Origin of the sequence: Flavobacterium denitrificans DSM 15936 (genome assembly GCF_000425445.1) — a bacterium.
GTDB lineage: Bacteria > Bacteroidota > Bacteroidia > Flavobacteriales > Flavobacteriaceae > Flavobacterium > Flavobacterium denitrificans.
This window is the reverse complement of record NZ_KE384378.1, coordinates 87,397-107,392: the sequence shown is the minus strand read 5'-3', so window position 1 is coordinate 107,392 and position 19,996 is coordinate 87,397. Positions and strand designations below refer to the sequence as shown.

Here is a 19,996-nt window from a genome sequence, read left to right as displayed (position 1 = left end):
TAATATGAAATTTAAATATATAGGATTTTTTATTGCCCTGATGTGTACTGCGGTGTCATTCGGACAAATAAAAGTAACAGGTACAGTTAAGGATAAGGGTGCTGTGCCAATTCCAGGCGTAAATTTGATCGTTAAAGGTACTGCAACAACAGCGTCAACTGATTTTGACGGAAACTTTGTTGTGAATGTTCCAAACCAGGATGCACAAATCGAATTCTCATTTGTAGGTTTTGCTAATAAAACTATTACAGTTGGTGGACAAACAACACTTAATGTGGTTTTGGAAGAATCAAGCCAGACATTAGATGAGATCGTAGTTGTAGGTTATGCGGCTGTAAAAAAGAGCGATGTAACGAGTTCGATTTCTTCTGTAAAAGGAAAAGAATTGCAGACAATGACTGTAGGTAACGTAACAGAATCGTTGCAAGGTAAAGTGTCTGGGGTTCAGGTTACAGGTGTTGGTGGTCCAGGAGCACAGCCTAGAGTCTTGATTCGTGGTATTTCTACGGTTAACCTGAGTACAGATCCACTTTATGTGGTAGATGGTATCCCAATGGGAACTAGCATTAACTTTTTGAGCAACAACGAAATCGAATCGATGGAGGTTTTGAAAGATGCTTCTGCGAGTGCAATTTATGGTTCTCGTGCATCTAATGGGGTTATCTTGATTACGACTAAAAAAGGAAAATCTGGAAAAACGAGATTCAACTTTGATACTAGTTCTGGTATGCAGATCATGAATAATCCGTACCGTATGGCTGATGCTGAAACGTACGCGACAATCATGAATACAGCAAACAACAATTCAGGATATGCCGATTATTTGCCAAATCCTTCTCAATACAGAGGAAAAACCACAGACTGGTGGAAAGCAGGTATTAGAGGCGGTGCTCCAGTTGTAAATGCTTCTTTGGGTGTTACTGGTGGTTCTGACAAACATACTTTTGCGATCAGCCTTAACTATTATGATGCTGAATCAATTTATGAAGTAGGTGGATGGGAAAGAATTACAATGAGAATTGCTAATGATTTTAAATTCTCTGATAAATTCTCTGCTGGAATTACTTTAAATCCACGTTATGAAGCTTACGGTGGTCCTGGAAACTGGGCAGATTTTGATAAAATTGATCCAATTACGCCAATTTACAAACCAGCTGATCAATTAAACGGTACAGAAAATGAATACAGCATCTACGCGCGTTCTCCTTCGTACGTTTGGAATCCAGTTGCTGCTGTAAAACGTTATGATGATTATACAGATCAATATAATTTAAATACAAATGGTTACTTGCAATACGAACCAATTAAAGGTTTGGTTATTCGTTCACAAGCTTCTATCGAGGTGGGGGATAAAGTAAGAAACAGATTCAGACCTGATTTCGTAATTGATGCGGCGCATGAAAAAGAAGAAATCAACATCGTTGAAAAATGGAACACAACAAATGTGGACTGGACTTGGCAGAATACAATTACATACGCAAGAAAATTTGGTGAAAAACACAATGCTTCTTTGATGGTAGGTAATACTATGGAAGAGTACAATGGTAACGATCTTTGGGGTTACGGTGAAGGAGTTCCTAACAATACAGACTCGATGAGAGAATTGAAAGCGGCAACTAAAAACCGAAACAGCAGTGGTAACAGCTGGTCAAGCTCTTTAATGTCTTATATTTCTCGTTTCTCTTATAACTATGATGGGAAATATTATTTTACAGGAACATTCAGACGTGATGGTTCTTCTAAATTCATGACCAACAACAAATGGGCTAATTTCCCTTCGGCGTCGGTTTCTTGGAGAATTTTAAATGAAGACTTTATGGAATCTACTAAAGATGTATTGAGCGATCTTAGATTCAGAGCTGGTTGGGGTAAAGTGGGTAACCAAGGATTGCCAACAGCGGTTTATCAGTCAAACATCGGGCAAGGTTTTTACCCAATTGGAGACGTAATTGGTGATACTTCATTCCCATCTTCTATGGCTAATAAAGATATCAAATGGGAAACTGTGGAAGATATCTCTTTCGGACTTGATTTCGGATTATGGAAGAACAGAGTTTCTGGATCTTTAGAATACTACCAAAAGAAAACGCACGATATGTTGTTCTTGAAACAATTCCCAACATACAGCGGATTCCCAAATTATTCTACAATCTGGACAAACGTTGGTTCTATGCAATCTAGCGGTATCGATCTTTTGGTTTCTTATAAAGATAAAAAAGGTGATTTCTCTTATGGAGTTGACGTAACGTTCACAACTGTAAATGTTGAAATGCTTTCTCTTTCTTCTGCTGATGAAAAATTATACGGTGCAGGTAACAGAACACTAACGGTGAAAGGTGAAGAGCCAGGATATTTCTACGGATATGTTGCTGATGGATTGTTCCAAAATCAAACGGAATTAAACTCACACACAGACGAGCACGGAACAAAATTACAGCCGTATGCACAAGTTGGTGATGTTCGTTTCAAAGATGTAAATGGTGATGGAAAATTAGACGACAAAGACAGAACTAAAATTGGTACGCCTTGGGCAGATTACAACATTGGTTTGAATTTCAACTTTGGTTACAAAAATTTCGATTTAGTAGCTAATTTCTATTCTAGTATTGGAAATGACATCGTAAATCAAAATATTTCAGATTTATACAATGGTGCAAGTTTAACAAATAAAGTAAGCGATTTGCAACAACTAGCATGGCACGGTGAAGGAACCTCGAATTCTATTCCACGTTTGTCTAAAGATGACAACAACGAAAACTTCACAAAGTTCTCTTCTTTATATGTTGAAGATGGTTCATTTGTTCGTATGAAAAACTTGCAAGTAGGTTATTCTTTCTATAACAAATTTGGTTTAGATAAATTAAGAATTTCATTATCTGGACAAAATTTATGGACTTGGACAAACTACTCAGGTGTAGATCCTGAAGTTGGTGCAGGAGATCCTGACAAAGGAGATAGAGTAAAAGGATCAGGTTTTGGTGGATGGAATTATCCAGTACAGCCAACAATTTTGATGGGGCTTAATGTAGCATTTTAATTAAAAAGAACATGAAAAAAACAATCATATCAATACTAACTTTTTCTCTTTTGGCAGTTTCATGCAGCGATTTTATCGAAAAAGAGGAAAGAGGAACACAAACGTTAGAAAATTATTTTCAAACGGCACAAGAGTCTGAAAACTATACCAACGAATTAACGCGTAGATTGTTGATTACGAATGACTGGTATACCATTTTAGCGCCTCGTTTAACAAATGAGACTGCTACTGATGATGCTTGGATGGGTAATACAGGACAAGACCCTGCCGCTTTTAGACCTTGCGCGCAGTACATTGTTTCTTCTGATAATATGGGATCGATGAACAGTATTTATACCGCTCATTATTATACGATTCAGTCGGCTAATATTGGTTTGGAAAAAATGGCAGAATCTCCACTTACAGAAGCTCAGAAAAATCAATACATGGGAGAGTCTTTATTCGTTCGTGCTTACTGCTATTATGAATTGGTAAACCTTTTTGGTGATGTTCCATTATATACAAAATCACTTGGTACAGCAGATTTGAGTTTAAAACGTAGTCCAAAAGCTGATGTTTACAAACAAATCGAAGCAGATCTTAAAGAATCGGCTGCAAAATTAGAAACGGTTGCAGTAAACAGAAATGGAAGAATCAACAAATGGGCTGCTTATGCTTTGTTGGCACGTGTATCTCTGTTCCAAGAAAAATGGGCTGAAGCAAAACAATATGCAAACAAAGTAATCACTGAAGGGCCATTTGCTCTTGAAGCTGATTTCTTGAATATCTGGAATGTAAACAATCACAACGGGGTTGAGTCTATTCTTGAAGCACAATCTTCTTCTGTTCAGGATAAAAATTTAGGATCTATGCTGCCTACTTTCTCAGGTGCTAGAGGAGAAGACAAGAAAAATTTCCCAAGCAATGATGCTGCTGATGTTATCGATGGCTGGGGATGGTGTATGCCAACAAGTGATTTAGAAAATGCTTATTTGTCTGAAAATGATGTAATTCGTCGTAGAAGTACCATTACAAAATGGGGTGAAGCGGCTTATGGAGATGAGGTTTTAAACCCAACACATAAATTCAGTTTAAATGACAACAAATCAGGACGTATCTGCCGTAAATATTATATTCCAATTGCAACTCGTCGTGCATTAGATAAAAAAGATGGTCACTTGCCATTGAATGTGCCATTGATTCGTTTGGCTGAAATGTATTTGACAAGAGCAGAAGCAAGCTTCCACACTGGTGGTGACGCTTTAGCTGATATCAACATCTTAAGAGCTCGTGTTAAGCTTGAACCAAAAACGGGACTTTCTGGGCCAACTTTATTGAGACAAATCTACAAAGAGCGTCGTTTAGAATTAGCTTTCGAAGGATTGCGTTTATATGATATTCGTCGTGAAAAAGATCCAACAACAGGAAGACCAGTTATCGAATCTTTAATGGGACCAAACGGAACTTTTGTGAAATACAACCAAAGCTCTACAGATCCTTACGAAACTACTAACTTGAGAGAAGCTCAAGACAAAGGGATCAACTTTAATCCTTCTAAACACTTATTATGGCCAATACCTCAATTGGAAATTGACTTAAGCGGTGGATTGATTACTCAAAATCCTGGATACTAAAATGAAGTTTGCTAGTCAAAATAGGGTAAGTCTGCTGTGTGCAGGCTTACTTTTCGCAAGCACGATGTTTGTGAGCTGCGATTCTGAAAAATCTGAAAATTCAGATTCACAAAATACGGTAGCCGAATTAAACGTAAATCTGGACATGAATCTTCAGACGATGGAAAGTTTTGGTGCTTCTGATGCTTGGCAAGCTAATTTTATTGGAAAAAATTGGCCTTCAGATAAAAGAAATAAAATAGCTGATTTATTATTCAGCAAACAAGTTGATGCCGACGGAAACCCAAAAGGAATTGGTTTGTCATTATGGCGTTTTAACCTTGGTGCTGGAAGTGCAGAACAAGGTGAGGCAAGTGATATTACTGACGAATGGAGACGTACTGAATGTTTTACAACGGATGGTGTAAGTTATAACATGAACAAACAAGCTGGTCAAGTTTGGTTTATGAAAGCGGCACGAGAACGTGGTGTTGAAAAATTATTGGCTTTTGCCAACAGCGCACCGGTTTACTTGACTCAAAACGGAAAAGCGCACGCAAGCATCAAAGAGTTTTACAATTTGAAAGATGGAAAAATGCCTGAATTGGCTGACTTCTGGGCTACGTCATTAGATAAATTAAAAACAGAACACGGTTTGACAATTGATTATGTGAGTCCGTTTAATGAACCACAATACGAGTGGGACGGTTCTGGTCAGGAAGGTTCTCCAGCAACAAATGCGAATATTTACAGTTTCGTAAATGTGTTGTCTCCAAAATTACAATCTAAAGGTTTGACTGCTCAAATCGTAGTTGGAGAAGCAGGAGCTTATGAACCGCTTTACAAAACAGTTTCTGGAAAAGAAAGCAGATCAAATCAAATCGATTATTTCTTCGCTGCTAATTCGTCTAAGAAAATTACTGGACTGAGCAATGTTAAGAAAACTATTTCAGGACACAGTTACTGGCAAGCATGGCCGTTGAGCGAAATGATTTCGTCTAGACAAGCCGCCGCTTCAAGAATTCAGTCAGTTGGTGGTGTTAGTCTTTGGTCTTCGGAATATTGTGTTTTAGAAAGTCCGGGAACATCAGAATTGCCTGGCGGAGCTGGAGCAGGAAGAGATTTAGGAATGCCACTTGCACTTTGGACAGCACGTATCATTAGTACTGACATTGCGCTTGGAGGAGTAACTTCTTGGCAATGGTGGACAGCAATAAGCCGTGGTGATTATAAAGACGGTTTGATTCATGTTGATGACAATGCAAGCAATGGAGCTGGAAACGCTGATTATTGCAAAAACGACGGTTATATCAGAGATTCAAAAACATTATGGGCTTTAGGAAACTTTTCATTCTTCGTAAAACCGGGAATGGTAAGAGTTCAAGTTCCGAGTGTTGATAATGCAACTGCTTTGAATGATGTAATGGTTACGGCTTATAAAGATGCAGCTAATAAAAAACTGGTAATTGTTGCGGTAAACATCAGCAAATCGGCGAAAGCCTATAAATTAAACCTTGCTGGAGGAGCTTTGACAGACGGCAAATTAACACCTTATACAACTTCTGAAACTTTAAGTTTGAAGAAAGGAACTTCTGTTGATGCGGGGAGTTTAGAAATTCCGGCAAGATCAGTGGTGACTTATGTAGGAACTTATAAGTAAGGTTCAAAGGGACAAAGTTACAAAGTTGCAAAGGTTTTACCGCAATCTTGTCATTCCGAGGAACGAGGAATCTCCACGAGTAGCTCGCCAAAGATTGGAGATTTAGATTACGGAGTTACTTGCGAAGATTTCTCCTTCGTCGAAATGACAAAATTGAGGATAATAGATAATAAAAGAATTTAATGAAAAAAGTATATATCTTGCTTTTATTAGCAACCTGCTCGATGTCATTTGCACAACGAACGGCTACTATAAGCACAGATAATGTGGTACAAACGATGGAGGGTTTTGGCGGGTCTGACGCGTGGAGAACTCAGTTTGTTGGAAAGTGGCCGGAGCAGAAAAAGAATGCCATTGCCGATTTGCTTTTCAGCAAAGAAATTGATGCGCAGGGAAATCCTAAAGGTATCGGGCTTTCTATCTGGAGATTTAATCTTGGTGCGGGAAGTGTTGAGCAAGGCGAAAACAGTAAAGTTTCTGATGAATGGAGAAGAAGCGAATGTTTCTTGAATGCTGACGGAACTTATGATTTCTCAAAACAAGAAGGACAAAGATGGTTTTTGCAGGCCGCTAAAAAACGCGGTGTCGAAAAATTCTTGATTTTTACAAATAGTCCGCCGGTGCATATGACAAACAACGGTTTGTCTTTTGCCTCTCAAAAGAATAAACTGAATCTAAAAGATGGTGCAATTCCAAAATTTGCCGATTTCTTAGTTCAAAGTATTCAAGGGTTGGAGAAAAAAGAAGGAATTAAATTCGATTACGTGAGTCCGATAAACGAACCACAATGGGAATGGATGCCAAAACATGGTGATACCAATAGTCAGGAAGGAACTCCGGCAACCAATCAGGAAATTTATGATTTGACCAAATCACTTTCAGAAAAACTGAAAGCTAACAAAATGAACACTGAAATTGTAATTGCTGAAGCCGCTCAAATCGATTATTTGTATGAAAATGTAAACAAAGAAAACAGAGACAATCAGATTGATTATTTCTTCGGAAAAACGAAAACGAACGTTTTGAAATTTTCCAATGTAAAAAATGTGATTCTCGGTCACAGTTATTTTACAACTTGGCCAGTGGAAAAACAAGTTTTAAGTAGAAAATTAATTGCAGCAAATATTAAACAAAATCCTGGTTTGAAATATTGGCAATCAGAATATTGTATTCTAGAAAATCCGGGAGAAAATGAAATTCCGGGTGGTTCTGGAGGCGGAAGAGATTTAGGAATGCAGACGGCGTTATTTGTAGCACGTTTAATTCATAATGATATTGCTGTTGCAAATGCTGCTTCTTGGCAATGGTGGACATCGATTACACGTGTTGATTACAAAGACGGTTTGATTTATTTGGATGACGGAAAAAGCAACGGAGGAACGGAACCGAATTATGTGAGAAACGATGGAGAATTTCATGATTCAAAACTGCTTTGGGCTCTTGGAAATTATTCGCTTTTTGTGCGTCCGGGAATGTTGAGAGTGGATGTTCCAAATCAAAACGAATTGGATGCAGCAAACGATGTAATGTTGACAGCTTACAAAGATGTTCAAAATAAAAAACTGATTGTAGTGGCTGTAAACTGCGGAAAATCAGCTCAAAAATACAAGTTCGATTTATCAAAGGGAGCTTTAAAAAACAATGAGGTTACACCTTACATTACATCTGAAACTTCAAATTTAAAAAGAAGTGCTATTCAGAAAATCGATAATATAGAAATTCCAGCAAGGTCAATTGTGACGTTTGTGGGAGAATTAAAAAATTAAAAATTGTTTCAAGTTTCAGGTTTCACGTTCAAACCTAACTTGAAACTTGAAACCTGAAACAAAAAATAACTAAAAAACATGTTAACTAAAAAAATCTTAATCCCCGTTTTACTCTTTTCGTGTTTGTCTGCGAGCAGTCAGATATCGTTTGGAGATTCAAAGAAAATTAATGACAGCTGGAAATTCAATCTACAGGAAACACCAGATGCAAAAAACACCGCTTTTGACGACAGCAAATGGCAAACTGTAAATGTTCCTCACGATTGGAGCGTAAAAGGACAATTGAGCCCAACATTGGCAAGTTGTACAGGATATTTGCCGGGTGGAATTGCTTGGTACAGAAAATCGCTTAATATTCCGCAAAGCAAGTCTGGCGAAAAAGTCTATTTGTATTTTGAAGGCGTTTACAATAGAAGCGAAGTTTTCATCAACGGTCATTCTTTAGGAAAACGTCCAAACGGATATATTTCTTTTGCTTATGATGCAACTGAGTTTGTAAAATTCGGAGGAGAAAATACGATTTCTGTTCGCGTTGATCACAGTCAAAGCGCCGATTCAAGATGGTACACAGGTTCTGGTATTTACAGAAATGTTTGGGTTGTATATGCTAATCCAGTTCACATTGCGCAATGGGGCGTTTACGCTTATCCAGAAGTAAAAAAAGGAGCAGGAACTTTAAATGTTGAGGTTGATGTTGAGAACGGTTCTTCTTCAAAATCATCTTTAACCGTTATCAATGAGTTGTTTTCTAAAGATGGAAAATCGGTAGCTAAATCATCTTCTAAAATTGATGTTGCAGCAAAACAAAGCAGTAAAATTTCGACAAAATTAAATGTCAAAAATCCACAAATATGGGATTTAGACAATCCGAATTTATATCAACTTAAAACAACAGTTTTAAAAGACGGAAAAGAAATAGATAAAACCGTTACACAAACAGGTTTCAGAAACTTCACATTTGATCCAAATAATGGTTTTGCCCTTAATGGAAAATGGATGAAAATGAAAGGGGTTTGTTTGCACCACGACGCTGGAGTTTTAGGATCTGCCGTTCCAAGAGAAGTTTGGAAAACCAGATTGAAAACATTGAAAGAAATTGGTGTAAATGCCATCCGTACAAGCCATAATCCACAAGCACCAGATTTCTACGAACTTTGTGACGAATTAGGTTTATTGGTATTAAACGAAGCGTATGACGAATGGGAATTCCCAAAACGCAAATGGTTAGAGGGATGGAATTATGGAACTCCTGGTTTCCAAGGCTCATTTGACATTTTTGCTGATTATGCCGAAAAAGATCTGGAAGATTTTGTACGTCGTGACAGAAACCATCTTTCTGTATTCGGATGGAGTATTGGTAACGAAGTCGACTATCCAAATGATCCTTATTCGCATCCAGTTTTAGACAAAGGGAAAGACGGTTTCGGTCAAGCTGCTTATGGAGGCTATAAACCAGATGCACCAGATGCAATGCGTCTTGGAGCAATTGCAAAACGTTTGGTTGCCGCCGTTAAAAAGTACGATAAATCGCGTCCAACAACAGCTGGTTTAGCAGGTGTTGCCATGTCTAACGAAACAGAATATCCTGGCGCTTTAGATATTACAGGTTATAATTATACAGAAAGCAAATACAAATCTGATCACGAGAAATATCCAAAAAGAGTGATTTACGGAAGCGAGAACGTTCATGATATGGAACCTTGGTTAGCGGTTAAAAACAACAAACATATTTTCGGCCAATTCTTATGGACGGGTATTGATTATTTAGGAGAATCTGGAAGATGGCCTTCAAGAGGATTTTACTCAGGTCTAGTTGATTTTGCTGGAGTAATCAAACCTAGAGGCTATTTCCGTCAATCATTATGGTCAGATAAACCGATGGCATACCTTGGAACTTATCCGTTAGTAAATGATAAAGATGTTTCTAAAGATGCGTGGGCAATCTGGAATTATGAAGCGGGTCAAAAAATCCGTGTGGTATGTTATACCAATGCTGCAAAAGCACGTTTGGAATTGAACGGAAAAGTAGTTGGCGAAACTAAGGCCTACGACGAAAAAACGGGAATCATTTATTGGGATATTCCATTTGCTTCAGGAAAATTAGAGGCGGTTGGTTTAGATGCAAACAATAAAGAAGTAAGCCGTTATGCTATCAATTCAACACAACAACCAGTAGAATTGACCATTGCTGAAAAAGATATCACAATCAGTAAAGACAAAGGTGTTGCTAAAATCATGGTTCAAGTGAAAGATCAAAATGGTCTTCCGGTGATGCTTTCAGACAATGAAGTGACTTGCACTATTAGCGGTCCAGGAACTTTATTAGGTCTTGAAGCAGGAAATAATAGCGACATGACTGATTATACAGATAATGTACAAAGAGTTTTTCACGGACATATTGCGGCTTACATTCAGGCAACTGGCGATGCGCAACCTATCAAAGTAACTTTTACAAGCCAGTGGTTAAAGCCTGTAGAAGTGACGATTAACGTGAAATAAAAGTTTTTCAAACAGTTCTATAGGAGCGATATATTTATAGATTTTAAAAAAAAGGAGCTAGAAAACCCCATCGGGGTGAAATTTAATTTATGATTTGAGCTAGATATATCGCTCCGCTGGAGCTTTATTTCTCTAATGAATTTATAACTATAAATATTTTGCTCCTCTGGAGCTGTTAATTGAACACAAAAATTATTAGTTAGTTATTTTAATTTTTCAATTAACCTGTCTGTGTTTTTGGTTTACAGGCAGGTTAATTGCATTTTACGAATAAAGTTTATTATATTTGAAGTGTAAATTTTACATTTATTAACATCTAACCACATTATAATGAAAATTAAGAATAAAATTACTCTTATTTTAGGAGTTGTTTTGGTATCAATTTGTTCTAATGCACAAAACAAAACATTTGGAAAAGAAGAATTTAAGCAATGGGCGCAAACACCGCCAATGGGTTGGAACAGCTGGGATTGTTACGGACCAACTGTAGAAGAACACGAAGTAAAAGCCAATGCCGATTATATGGCAAAAGAGCTTAAAAAATATGGATGGGAATATGTAGTGGTTGATATCAGATGGTTTGTAGAAAATGATAAAGCGGGCGGTTACAATCAGACAGATCCACGTTATGTGATGGATAAATTTGGAAGATATTTGCCAGCTGTTAATCGTTTTCCTTCAGCAAAGGATGGACAAGGTTTTAAACCTTTAGCCGATTATATCCATAAAAAAGGATTGAAATTCGGAATCCATATTATGCGCGGTATTCCTAAAAAAGCGGTTGAAGGCAAATTACCAATTAAAGGCGCAAACGGAATCACGGCTGATCAAGTTTATTCTACAGCTTTGCAATGCGAATGGTTAAGAGACAATTATACGGTTGTGGCTGATAAACCGGGAGCGCAAGAATATTACAATTCGATTTTTGAATTATACGCACAATGGGGTGTTGATTTTATCAAAATTGACGATTTGTCAAGACCATACCACGAAGGCGAAATCAACCTGATAAGAAATGCAATCGACAAATGCGGACGTAAAATTGTGTTGAGTACTTCACCTGGTGAAACGCCAATTTCTGCTGCACCGCACGTAAGCACACATGCCAATATGTGGAGAATGGTTGACGACGTTTGGGACACTTGGCCACACATTACACATTTAATGGATGTTGCACAAAAATGGTACCCATACATTGCGCCGGGAACATGGCCGGATTGCGATATGATTCCGCTTGGACGTATTTCAGTAAGGGGAGAACGTGGTGAGGATCGTATGACACGTTTGACAAAAGACGAACAATATACTTTGATTTCCTTTTTCAATATTTTAAAATCGCCATTATTTTTTGGAGGAGATTTGCCAAGTAATGACGCTTTCACTTTATCATTATTGACGAATAAGGACGTTGTAAAAATGCACAATGAAAGTACAGCAGTAAAACAGCTTTTCCAGAAAGACGGTAAAATTGCAGTGACTTCAAAAAATCCTAAAGATGGAAGTGTTTATTTGGCTTTGTTCAATATTTCAGATACTGCATCACAGAATGTTTCTGTAAATCTTTCTGACCTCGGATTTACGGGTTCAGTAGAAGTTTTGAATATGTGGACAGGTGAGAAGTCGAAAGTTTCTTCAAAAGAAATTAATGCAGTTTTAAAAGCGCATGCCTCTGTTTTATATCAATTAAAAGGTAAAAAATAATGGTACGATTTTTAAAAAATAGTCTTTTGGCTTTAGTACTGCTTTTTTCAATTCTCTTTATATTCTCGGCATTTGGGATAAAATCGAATGAAGTAAAGCCAGATAAAGTATATCTTTTTGCCTATTCTACTTTAAAAAATAATGGAAAAAATGGACTTCATTTTGCATGGAGCGCCGATCAGAAAAATTGGTTTTCCATCGGGCCTGAATATAGTTTCTTAAAATCAGATTTTGGAAGCTGGGGACCAACAGGGAAAAGCATGTCAGAGCCATTTTTAATTCGTGATAATGCTGGAATTTTTCATTGTTATTGGAGTGTGAAAGACAATGTTTTTGCACATTCTGAAAGCAATGATTTAGTGAATTGGGGAAGACAAAATTACATTCAGGGAATGAAGAATTTTGTTGGAAAAGGTCAAGATAAATCGGTTATTTTGAATGTTCAAGTGGAGCAAAAAGACGGTCAATATTTGGTTCACTTTAGCGAAAGTGGAAAAAATTATTTTAGCACGACGAAAGATTTTAAAAATTACAGTCCGTCAGTAATTGAAGCTAATTCCACTTTAAAATTAAGAAACGAAATTACGATTCAAGGCGAAGTTGCTCAAGGAAGTTTATTTCATGTCGATTGGAGTTTGGTCGATAACATGATTCGCAATATGGAATCGGCTAAATTTAGAGATAAGCAAGATAGTTCTACTCCAAAGAGCGACAGTTTGCTTTTTGCGAATTTAAAACCGATAAAAGTTCAAATTTCGGTAAACGGACAGCAATCAAAAAAAATCAGCAATATGCTGACAGGAGTATTTTTTGAAGATATTAATTATGCTGCAGATGGAGGTTTGTATGGAGAATTAATCCAAAATCGTGATTTTGAATATGCGCTTCACGACAAAAAAGAAAGAGACGAAAAATGGAATGCAACAATGGCTTGGAGCGGTGATTTTAAAATTGCTAAAGAAAATCCAATTCATACTAATAATCCAAATTATGCCATAGTTTCTAAAGGAAATATCAGCAATTCGGGTTTCGATGGAATTGCTTTAAAAGCCAATGAAAAATACGATTTTAGTGTTTTTGCAAAAGGTTCAAAAGCAGTTGTTCGTTTGAAATCGGCTAGCGGAGAAACTTTGGCGGAAGCCTCATTTACACCTTCAGCTTCTTGGAAGAAAGTAAATTTGGTTTTGAAATCGGCGAAAACGGTTAAAGATGCACATTTAGAAATTAGTACCAATGGCGAAACTGCTGTTGATATGGTTTCGCTTTTTCCGCAAAAAACATTCAAAAATCGTAAAAACGGACTTCGTTTAGATCTTGCTGATGCGATTGCCGACATGCATCCAAAATTCGTAAGATTCCCAGGCGGATGTGTGGCGCACGGCGACGGACTACATAATATTTACAAGTGGAAAAATACGATTGGACCTTTGGAAAGCAGAATCCCGATGCGAAATATTTGGGGATATCACCAATCAATGGGATTGGGATATTTTGAATATTTCCAATTTTGTGAAGATTTAGGTGCCGAAGCAGTTCCGGTTTTAGCGGCTGGAGTTCCGTGCCAAAATTCATCTGATGGCGGTTCTGGACAGCAATTCGGAATCCCGATGGAAGATTTGGGCGAATATGTTCAGGATGTTTTGGATTTGATCGAATATGCCAACGGAAGCGTAAATACAACTTGGGGTAAAAAACGTGCCGAAGCAGGTCATCCAAAACCTTTCAATTTAAAATATATCGGAATTGGGAATGAAGATTTAATCAGCGATGTTTTTGAAGAACGTTACCGAATGATTGTAAAAGCCGTTCAGCAAAAATATCCTGAGATAATTGTGATTGGAACTGTTGGACCATTTTTTGAAGGAACAGATTATAATGAAGGATGGAAATTGGCAGATGATATGAAATTGCCAATTGTTGACGAACATTATTATCAAACGCCAGGTTGGTTTATCAACAACCAAAATTTTTATGATGGCTACGATCGTTCAAAATCTAAAGTATATTTAGGCGAATATGCTTCTCGTGGTAATAAGTTTTACAACGCTTTGGCGGAAGCTTTATATTTGACAGGAGTAGAACGAAATGGAGACGTTGTTGAAATGGCTTCTTATGCGCCGCTTTTGGCAAAAGAAAAACACACGCAATGGAATCCCGATTTGATTTATTTCAATAATGATGAAGTAAAGCCAACAGTAAATTATTTCGTTCAAAAGTTATATGGACAAAATCCAGGGAATCAATATATTGAAAGTTCAATTAAAGTATCAGATGCAAATCCTGAAGTAAGCAAACGAATTGGAGCTTCAGTGGTTAAAGACAATGCTTCTGGCGATTTGATAATCAAATTAGTAAACGTACTTCCAGTCGCGGTAACGCCATCTATTGAAACAACAAATTTCAATTTGACTGAAAATGTTGATTATACTTTATTGACTGGAACGCCAGAAAATACAACAGCAAGACCTTTAACTGAGAAACTAACAGTAAAGGAAGCTTTTTCAAAAGAGTTGCCACCGTATTCATTTGTCGTAATGCGAGTTAAAACAAAATAAACCGTATTGCTTTTTAATTAAATGAATTCATAAAAATAGTAAACACATAGTCTCGAAGTTTCGGGATAGTTTTAATCTAAAAGGATTAAAAGAAAACACATTTTTCACACATAGCTATTTTTTTTTAAAATAAGTGAAACGCCTTTTACAGACAAAGAAAAGCTATGTTTCTATGTGTTTAAATAAATGCGTTCTTAAAAGAAAAAAGCAGTAAATTAAAAAGAATATCGAATGAAAAAATTAAAATTAAGTCTTGTTGCACTAGCATCATTTTTTAGTGTTTTACAAGCTCAGAATAACCAAAAAGGAACACCACCGCCTGTAGCTGAGAAAGATTTGACAGCTTATTTATTTGTATATTTTACAGGAAATAAAGTTGAAGAAGAAGCGGTTCGTTACGCCGTAAGTTCAGACGGTTATCATTATTATCACTTAAATGACAATAAACCCGTTTTAGACAGCAAAATAATCAGTTCTACCGGAGGTGTCCGTGATCCGCATATTTTGCGTGGTGATGACGGAAAGACTTTTTATATGGTTTTGACCGATATGACTTCGTCAAAAGGTTGGGACAGCAATCGTGCTATGATTTTGCTAAAAAGTACTGACTTGGTAAATTGGACAAGTAATGTCGTTAATATTCAGACCACTTTTCCAGGAAATGAAAACCTAAAACGCGTTTGGGCGCCTCAGACTATTTACGATGCAAAAGCAGGAAAGTATTTAATTTACTTTAGTTTACAGCATGCCGGAGGACCAGATAAAATTTATTACGCTTACGCGAATAAAGATTTTACAGCTCTAGAAAGTGCGCCAAAATTATTATTTGTTCCAAAGTCGGAAAGAGCTTGTATTGATGGAGATATTATTGAAAAAGACGGCGTTTATCATCTTTTTTATAAAACTGAAGGTGGAAAAGCAGGAATTAAAGTCGCCACAACAACCGATTTAACTTCGGGAAATTGGACAGAAAATGATAATTATCTGCAACAAACAAACGATGGCGTTGAAGGCTCAAGTGTTTTCAAACTAAACAATTCTGACGATTATATTTTGATGTATGATGTTTATACAAAAGGAAGATATGAGTTTACTAAAACTAAAGATTTAGAAAATTTTGCGGTTATCAATAATGATATTTCAATGGATTTTAATCCACGTCATGGAACTATTTTGCCAATTACACGTTCAGAATTGAAACGTTTGACTGCAAAATGGGGAACACCAGAAAAATTTCCAAAAATCAATAATAATCCGGTTTTAGAAGGTTATTATGCCGATCCTGAAATTCTGTATTCAAACAAAACCAAGAAATATTACATTTACCCAACAAGCGACGGTTTTGATGGCTGGTCAGGTTATTATTTCAAAACATTTTCATCAGATAATTTGACTGATTGGAAAGATGAAGGAATTATTATCGATCTTAAAAAAGATGTTACGTGGGCAAACAGAAATGCGTGGGCGCCATGTATTGTAGAGAAAAAAATAAAAGGAAAATATAAGTATTTCTATTATTTCACGGCGGCTCAGAAAATTGGTGTGGCTTCTTCAGATAATCCAACTGGGCCATTTACGGATAGCGGAAAAGCTTTGGTAAGCACTCGTCCAGAAGGCATAAAAGGTGGTCAGGAAATTGATCCAGATGTTTTTACAGATCCAAAAACTGGAAAAAGTTATTTGTATTGGGGCAACGGATATATGGCTGTAGCCGAGTTGAATGACGACATGATTTCGCTTAAAGGAAATACCCAAGTAATTAAAGTAGATAAAACTTTCCGTGAAGGAACGTATATCATTTACAGAAAAGGAACGTACTATTTCCTTTGGAGCGAAGACGATACAAGAAGTCCAAATTATAAAGTAAGATATGGAACTTCAAAATCGCCTCTTGGCCCAATTGAAATTCCGCAAAACAACATTGTAATTCAGGGAATCCCAGATCAGGGAATTTATGCAACAGGTCATAATTCGGTTTTACAAATTCCAAATAAAGATGAATGGTATATTACATATCACCGATTCTCTTATCCAACCGGAATCAAAATGGGCGATGCTGGAGGTTTTCATCGTGAAGTTTGCATGGATAAATTAGAATTCAATGCTGACGGAAGTATTAAGCAGGTTGTTCCAACGCATACGGGAATTTCTGCTTTGAAAAAATAAATTTCAATAGTGCATTTTAAATAAAAAAAGCTGTTTCTATACATTTAGAAACAGCTTTTTTTTTAGTATAAATAATAAGCCTTAGGCTGTCTGATCATCAGTTTCAGCGTCAGAAGCATTTTTCTTTACAGATTCGATTCCGTTTTCTCTAGCAGCAACACTTTCGTACATTTCGCTTGTTCCAATGATTTGGCCGTTGCTAGCTTTTAGGTTGAAATACGGTTTTCCGTTGCTTGATTCTTTTCTGTCAAAACGACCATCATCTTGCGAATTTGTTTTAACAGATTCAATTCCGTTTGTGCAAGCTGCTTTTGTAGTATAACCTTCACTTGCCAAAATTGTCTGACCATTTCCAGCTTTTAAATTGAATTGAAATTCTCCGTTGTTTCTCTTAGTAATTACAAATTTTCCCATGTAGCTTTTTATTAAGGTTAGGTAATATTTTTTTGCTATCTATAAAAATACAAAACTTCGCGATATAAATAATATTGTAAGAAAAAATAATTGTTATGCTTTTGTTTAGTGAACTTTCAAATTTATTTCAAACGAAAAAATAAGAATTATCTGTATGTTTGCTATGAATATAAAACTCAATAATCATGAAAAAAATATTTTTGCTAGCAATAGTTTCAGTACATTTTTTGGCTTGTAATTCTAAAAATACTAAAATGGAAAGCAAAGAAGTTGCTAAAGATTCAGTCGCTACAGTAACTAAAAGTGAAGAAAGGAATACTATTTCAGTTTATGAAGGTTTATTGCCGTGTGCAGATTGTAGCGGAATTGAGACTGTTCTTAAAATTAATTTGAAAACCAATGAATTTGAACTTTCAAGTATTTACAAAGGAAAATCGCCTGAAAAAGAATTTACCGAAAAAGGAAAATTGAATACAGAAAGAGGTTTAGAAAACGATCCTGACGGAACAATATATGTGTTGAATTGGGATCAACCAACTGAAAAACAAATTTATTATGGCTATTATAGTGCAAGACCTGAAACAATTTATTTTTTAGACAGAGATAAAAAAATAATAAAATCTAAACTGAATTATGCTTTGCAATTAAAAAAATAAGACAGCAAGAAGACAGCATTTAGCAAATTTTAGAAACAAGAATATTATAAACTTAAGTAGGTTTCCTGCTTTTAAGTTTATAATATTTTTTACTTTTAGGCTGTTAAAGAATCATCGGCAGTCTATTTTGCTGGTGAATAATTATTTTATGAAGGAAATCAGTGAAATTTTAAAAGCGTATTCAGAAGCAAAATCAGAGGGTAAAAAAACAGCTTTGGCAACAGTCGTTAAAGTAGAAGGTTCGTCATACAGACAGCCAGGCGCACGAATGTTGGTTACGGAAGATGGCTTGCTGACCGGCGCTATAAGTGGAGGTTGTCTGGAAGGCGATGCATTGCGAAAAGCGCTTCTTTCCATCAATCAAAAGCAAAATAAATTAGTTACTTACAATACAAGCAATGAAGACGATGCTGAAATTGGTCTTCAATTAGGATGCAACGGAATCGTCCATATTTTATTCGAATACATTGATGATGAATTAGAAAATAATCCAATTCAGCTTTTGAGCCAATTAAAGTCAGAAAGGAAAGAAGCGGTAATTATTACGATTTTTTCATTAAATAAAAGAGCAAATCAAATTGGGACAAGTTTGTTTTTCAGAAAAGACAGTCCGGTTTTGCATCACAATAACAGTGCATTAAATTTAATCACAGAAGCAAAAGAAGTACTTCTGACCAAAATGACTTCGGTAAAGAAAATTCAAGAAAATTCGGAAGATGAAGCTTTGATAGAATACATAAAACCTCCCGTTTCATTAGTAATTGCAGGAGCTGGAAATGATGTGCAACCATTGGTAAAAATGACCGCTTTATTAGGGTGGGAAGTAACTATTGGTGACGGAAGAAATGCTCATGCTACAAAAAAACGTTTTCCAGCTGCACATAAAGTTACTGTTGTAAAGGCAGAGGATTTTTTGGAAAATGTAAATATCGACGATCAAACTTTTTTTGTTTTGATGACGCACAATTACAAATATGATTTGGCTGTTTTAAAATTGCTACTGGAGACAGATTGCCGATATATTGGAATTCTTGGCCCAAAATCAAAACTTAACCGAATGCTGGATGATTTACAATTGGAAGGAATTGCAGTTAATGAAGAACAACTGCAGAGAATTCATAGTCCGATTGGGCTTGATATTGGAGCTGAAACTTCAGAAGAAATTGCTTTGTCAATTGTTTCTGAACTCAAAGCTTTCGAATCAGGAAAGATTGGAACTTCTTTAAAATATAAGTCGGGCAAAATTCATGACGAAATTTATTATGAAGCATAAAAATGAAATAGGGATAGTGATTTTAGCTGCTGGGAATTCTTCAAGATTAGGACAGCCAAAACAGCTTTTGGGCTATAAAGATTCGACGCTTCTTAAAAACACTATTGCGGAAGCTTCTTTAGTTCCAGATGTGATAATTATTGTTGTTACAGGCGCTAATCATCATCTGGTAGAAGAAGAACTTGATCCGTCAAGAATTAAAATAGTTTTTAATCCAGAATGGGAATCTGGAATGTCATCTTCAATTAATTGCGGACTTAAAAAAATAGTAGACTTATATCCCGAAATTGAAAATTGTATTTTTGCGGTTTGCGATCAGCCGTATGTTTCTAGCTTGATTTTTGAAAATTTGATCCAGGAACATTATAAAACCGGAAAGGGAATTGTGGCTTCGGCATATTCAGAAACATTAGGAACGCCAGTTCTTTTCAATAAAAAATACTTTAACGAATTGTTAGAATTGCAAGGTCAAGAAGGCGCAAAAAAAATAATCAGCAAATTTTCAGAGGATGTCGTTTCGGTTTTATTTGAAAAAGGAAACATTGACATAGATACCGAAGAGGATTACAATAAATTGATGTCTGAGTTTTGAGTTTTTGTTGTCAAAAGACGATAAGATTTTTTCACGCAGATTTTAAAAAGATTTAAGCTGATATGCGCAGATATTCTATAATAAT

12 protein-coding genes are annotated in these 19,996 nt (G+C 36.2%); 11 read left to right on the top strand and 1 reads right to left on the bottom strand.

Features of this window, described 5'->3' with window-relative positions; all coding sequences use genetic code 11:
* Nucleotides 1–4: 4 nt before the first annotated feature.
* From H600_RS0117135 to H600_RS0117100, 8 genes are all read left to right on the top strand, one after another.
* Nucleotides 5–3,037 (top strand): SusC/RagA family TonB-linked outer membrane protein, encoded by a 3,033-nt coding sequence (locus H600_RS0117135; RefSeq protein ID WP_026729936.1) that lies wholly within the window; start codon nucleotides 5–7, stop codon nucleotides 3,035–3,037.
* An 11-nt stretch (nucleotides 3,038–3,048) separates the two neighbouring features.
* The gene (locus H600_RS0117130; RefSeq protein WP_026729935.1) at nucleotides 3,049–4,650 is read left to right on the top strand and encodes a RagB/SusD family nutrient uptake outer membrane protein; all 1,602 of its coding nucleotides are present in this window, start codon (nucleotides 3,049–3,051) and stop codon (nucleotides 4,648–4,650) included.
* 1 nt (nucleotide 4,651) lies between these two features.
* Entirely contained in the window at nucleotides 4,652–6,289 is a 1,638-nt protein-coding gene (locus H600_RS0117125; RefSeq protein WP_026729934.1) for a glycoside hydrolase, read from the top strand.
* A gap of 182 nt (nucleotides 6,290–6,471) precedes the next feature.
* Nucleotides 6,472–8,055, top strand: a complete 1,584-nt coding sequence (locus H600_RS0117120; RefSeq protein WP_026729933.1) for a glycoside hydrolase — start codon at nucleotides 6,472–6,474, stop codon at nucleotides 8,053–8,055.
* Nucleotides 8,056–8,133: 78 nt separating this feature from the next.
* A complete protein-coding gene (locus H600_RS0117115) occupies nucleotides 8,134–10,554 on the top strand; it encodes a glycoside hydrolase family 2 TIM barrel-domain containing protein (RefSeq protein ID WP_026729932.1) in 2,421 nt (806 codons plus the stop codon).
* Nucleotides 10,555–10,884: 330 nt separating this feature from the next.
* Nucleotides 10,885–12,255 carry a glycoside hydrolase family 27 protein gene (locus tag H600_RS0117110; RefSeq protein WP_026729931.1) on the top strand — a complete coding sequence of 457 codons (1,371 nt, stop codon included), beginning with the start codon at nucleotides 10,885–10,887 and terminating at the stop codon, nucleotides 12,253–12,255.
* Complete coding sequence (locus tag H600_RS0117105) at nucleotides 12,255–14,810, top strand: alpha-L-arabinofuranosidase C-terminal domain-containing protein (protein WP_026729930.1); 2,556 nt, start codon at nucleotides 12,255–12,257, stop codon at nucleotides 14,808–14,810. Before H600_RS0117110 ends, H600_RS0117105 begins: the two co-directional genes overlap by 1 nt.
* A 231-nt stretch (nucleotides 14,811–15,041) precedes the next feature.
* Nucleotides 15,042–16,976 (top strand): glycoside hydrolase family 43 protein, encoded by a 1,935-nt coding sequence (locus tag H600_RS0117100; RefSeq protein ID WP_026729929.1) that lies wholly within the window; start codon nucleotides 15,042–15,044, stop codon nucleotides 16,974–16,976.
* Between the two features lie 81 nt (nucleotides 16,977–17,057).
* Here H600_RS0117100 and H600_RS0117095 read toward each other — a convergent pair whose 3' ends face one another.
* Nucleotides 17,058–17,390, bottom strand: a complete 333-nt coding sequence (locus H600_RS0117095; RefSeq protein ID WP_026729928.1) for a YegP family protein — start codon at nucleotides 17,388–17,390, stop codon at nucleotides 17,058–17,060.
* A gap of 185 nt (nucleotides 17,391–17,575) precedes the next feature.
* Here H600_RS0117095 and H600_RS0117090 point away from each other — a divergent pair, with 185 nt between their 5' ends.
* The 3 genes from H600_RS0117090 to H600_RS0117080 all read left to right on the top strand — a co-directional run bounded on the left by H600_RS0117090 (nucleotide 17,576) and on the right by H600_RS0117080 (nucleotide 19,911).
* Entirely contained in the window at nucleotides 17,576–18,046 is a 471-nt protein-coding gene (locus H600_RS0117090; RefSeq protein WP_026729927.1) for a copper resistance protein NlpE, read from the top strand.
* 148 nt (nucleotides 18,047–18,194) lie between these two features.
* Nucleotides 18,195–19,319 (top strand): XdhC family protein, encoded by a 1,125-nt coding sequence (locus H600_RS0117085; RefSeq protein ID WP_035108731.1) that lies wholly within the window; start codon nucleotides 18,195–18,197, stop codon nucleotides 19,317–19,319.
* Nucleotides 19,294–19,911 carry a nucleotidyltransferase family protein gene (locus H600_RS0117080; RefSeq protein WP_051234458.1) on the top strand — a complete coding sequence of 206 codons (618 nt, stop codon included), beginning with the start codon at nucleotides 19,294–19,296 and terminating at the stop codon, nucleotides 19,909–19,911. The genes H600_RS0117085 and H600_RS0117080 overlap by 26 nt, the downstream gene beginning before the upstream one ends.
* Nucleotides 19,912–19,996 lie beyond the last annotated feature (85 nt).

What these genes read in the sequence shown, in the direction of transcription:
- H600_RS0117115 (WP_026729932.1), top strand. Translation starts at nt 8,134, where the DNA reads ATGTTAACTAAAAAAATCTTAATCCCCGTTTTACTCTTTTCGTGTTTG.
- H600_RS0117090 (WP_026729927.1), top strand. Translation starts at nt 17,576, where the DNA reads ATGAAAAAAATATTTTTGCTAGCAATAGTTTCAGTACATTTTTTGGCT.
- H600_RS0117105 (WP_026729930.1), top strand. Translation starts at nt 12,255, where the DNA reads ATGGTACGATTTTTAAAAAATAGTCTTTTGGCTTTAGTACTGCTTTTT.
- H600_RS0117085 (WP_035108731.1), top strand. Translation starts at nt 18,195, where the DNA reads ATGAAGGAAATCAGTGAAATTTTAAAAGCGTATTCAGAAGCAAAATCA.
- H600_RS0117095 (WP_026729928.1), bottom strand. Translation starts at nt 17,390, where the DNA reads ATGGGAAAATTTGTAATTACTAAGAGAAACAACGGAGAATTTCAATTC.
- H600_RS0117130 (WP_026729935.1), top strand. Translation starts at nt 3,049, where the DNA reads ATGAAAAAAACAATCATATCAATACTAACTTTTTCTCTTTTGGCAGTT.
- H600_RS0117100 (WP_026729929.1), top strand. Translation starts at nt 15,042, where the DNA reads ATGAAAAAATTAAAATTAAGTCTTGTTGCACTAGCATCATTTTTTAGT.
- H600_RS0117125 (WP_026729934.1), top strand. Translation starts at nt 4,652, where the DNA reads ATGAAGTTTGCTAGTCAAAATAGGGTAAGTCTGCTGTGTGCAGGCTTA.
- H600_RS0117120 (WP_026729933.1), top strand. Translation starts at nt 6,472, where the DNA reads ATGAAAAAAGTATATATCTTGCTTTTATTAGCAACCTGCTCGATGTCA.
- H600_RS0117135 (WP_026729936.1), top strand. Translation starts at nt 5, where the DNA reads ATGAAATTTAAATATATAGGATTTTTTATTGCCCTGATGTGTACTGCG.
- H600_RS0117110 (WP_026729931.1), top strand. Translation starts at nt 10,885, where the DNA reads ATGAAAATTAAGAATAAAATTACTCTTATTTTAGGAGTTGTTTTGGTA.
- H600_RS0117080 (WP_051234458.1), top strand. Translation starts at nt 19,294, where the DNA reads ATGACGAAATTTATTATGAAGCATAAAAATGAAATAGGGATAGTGATT.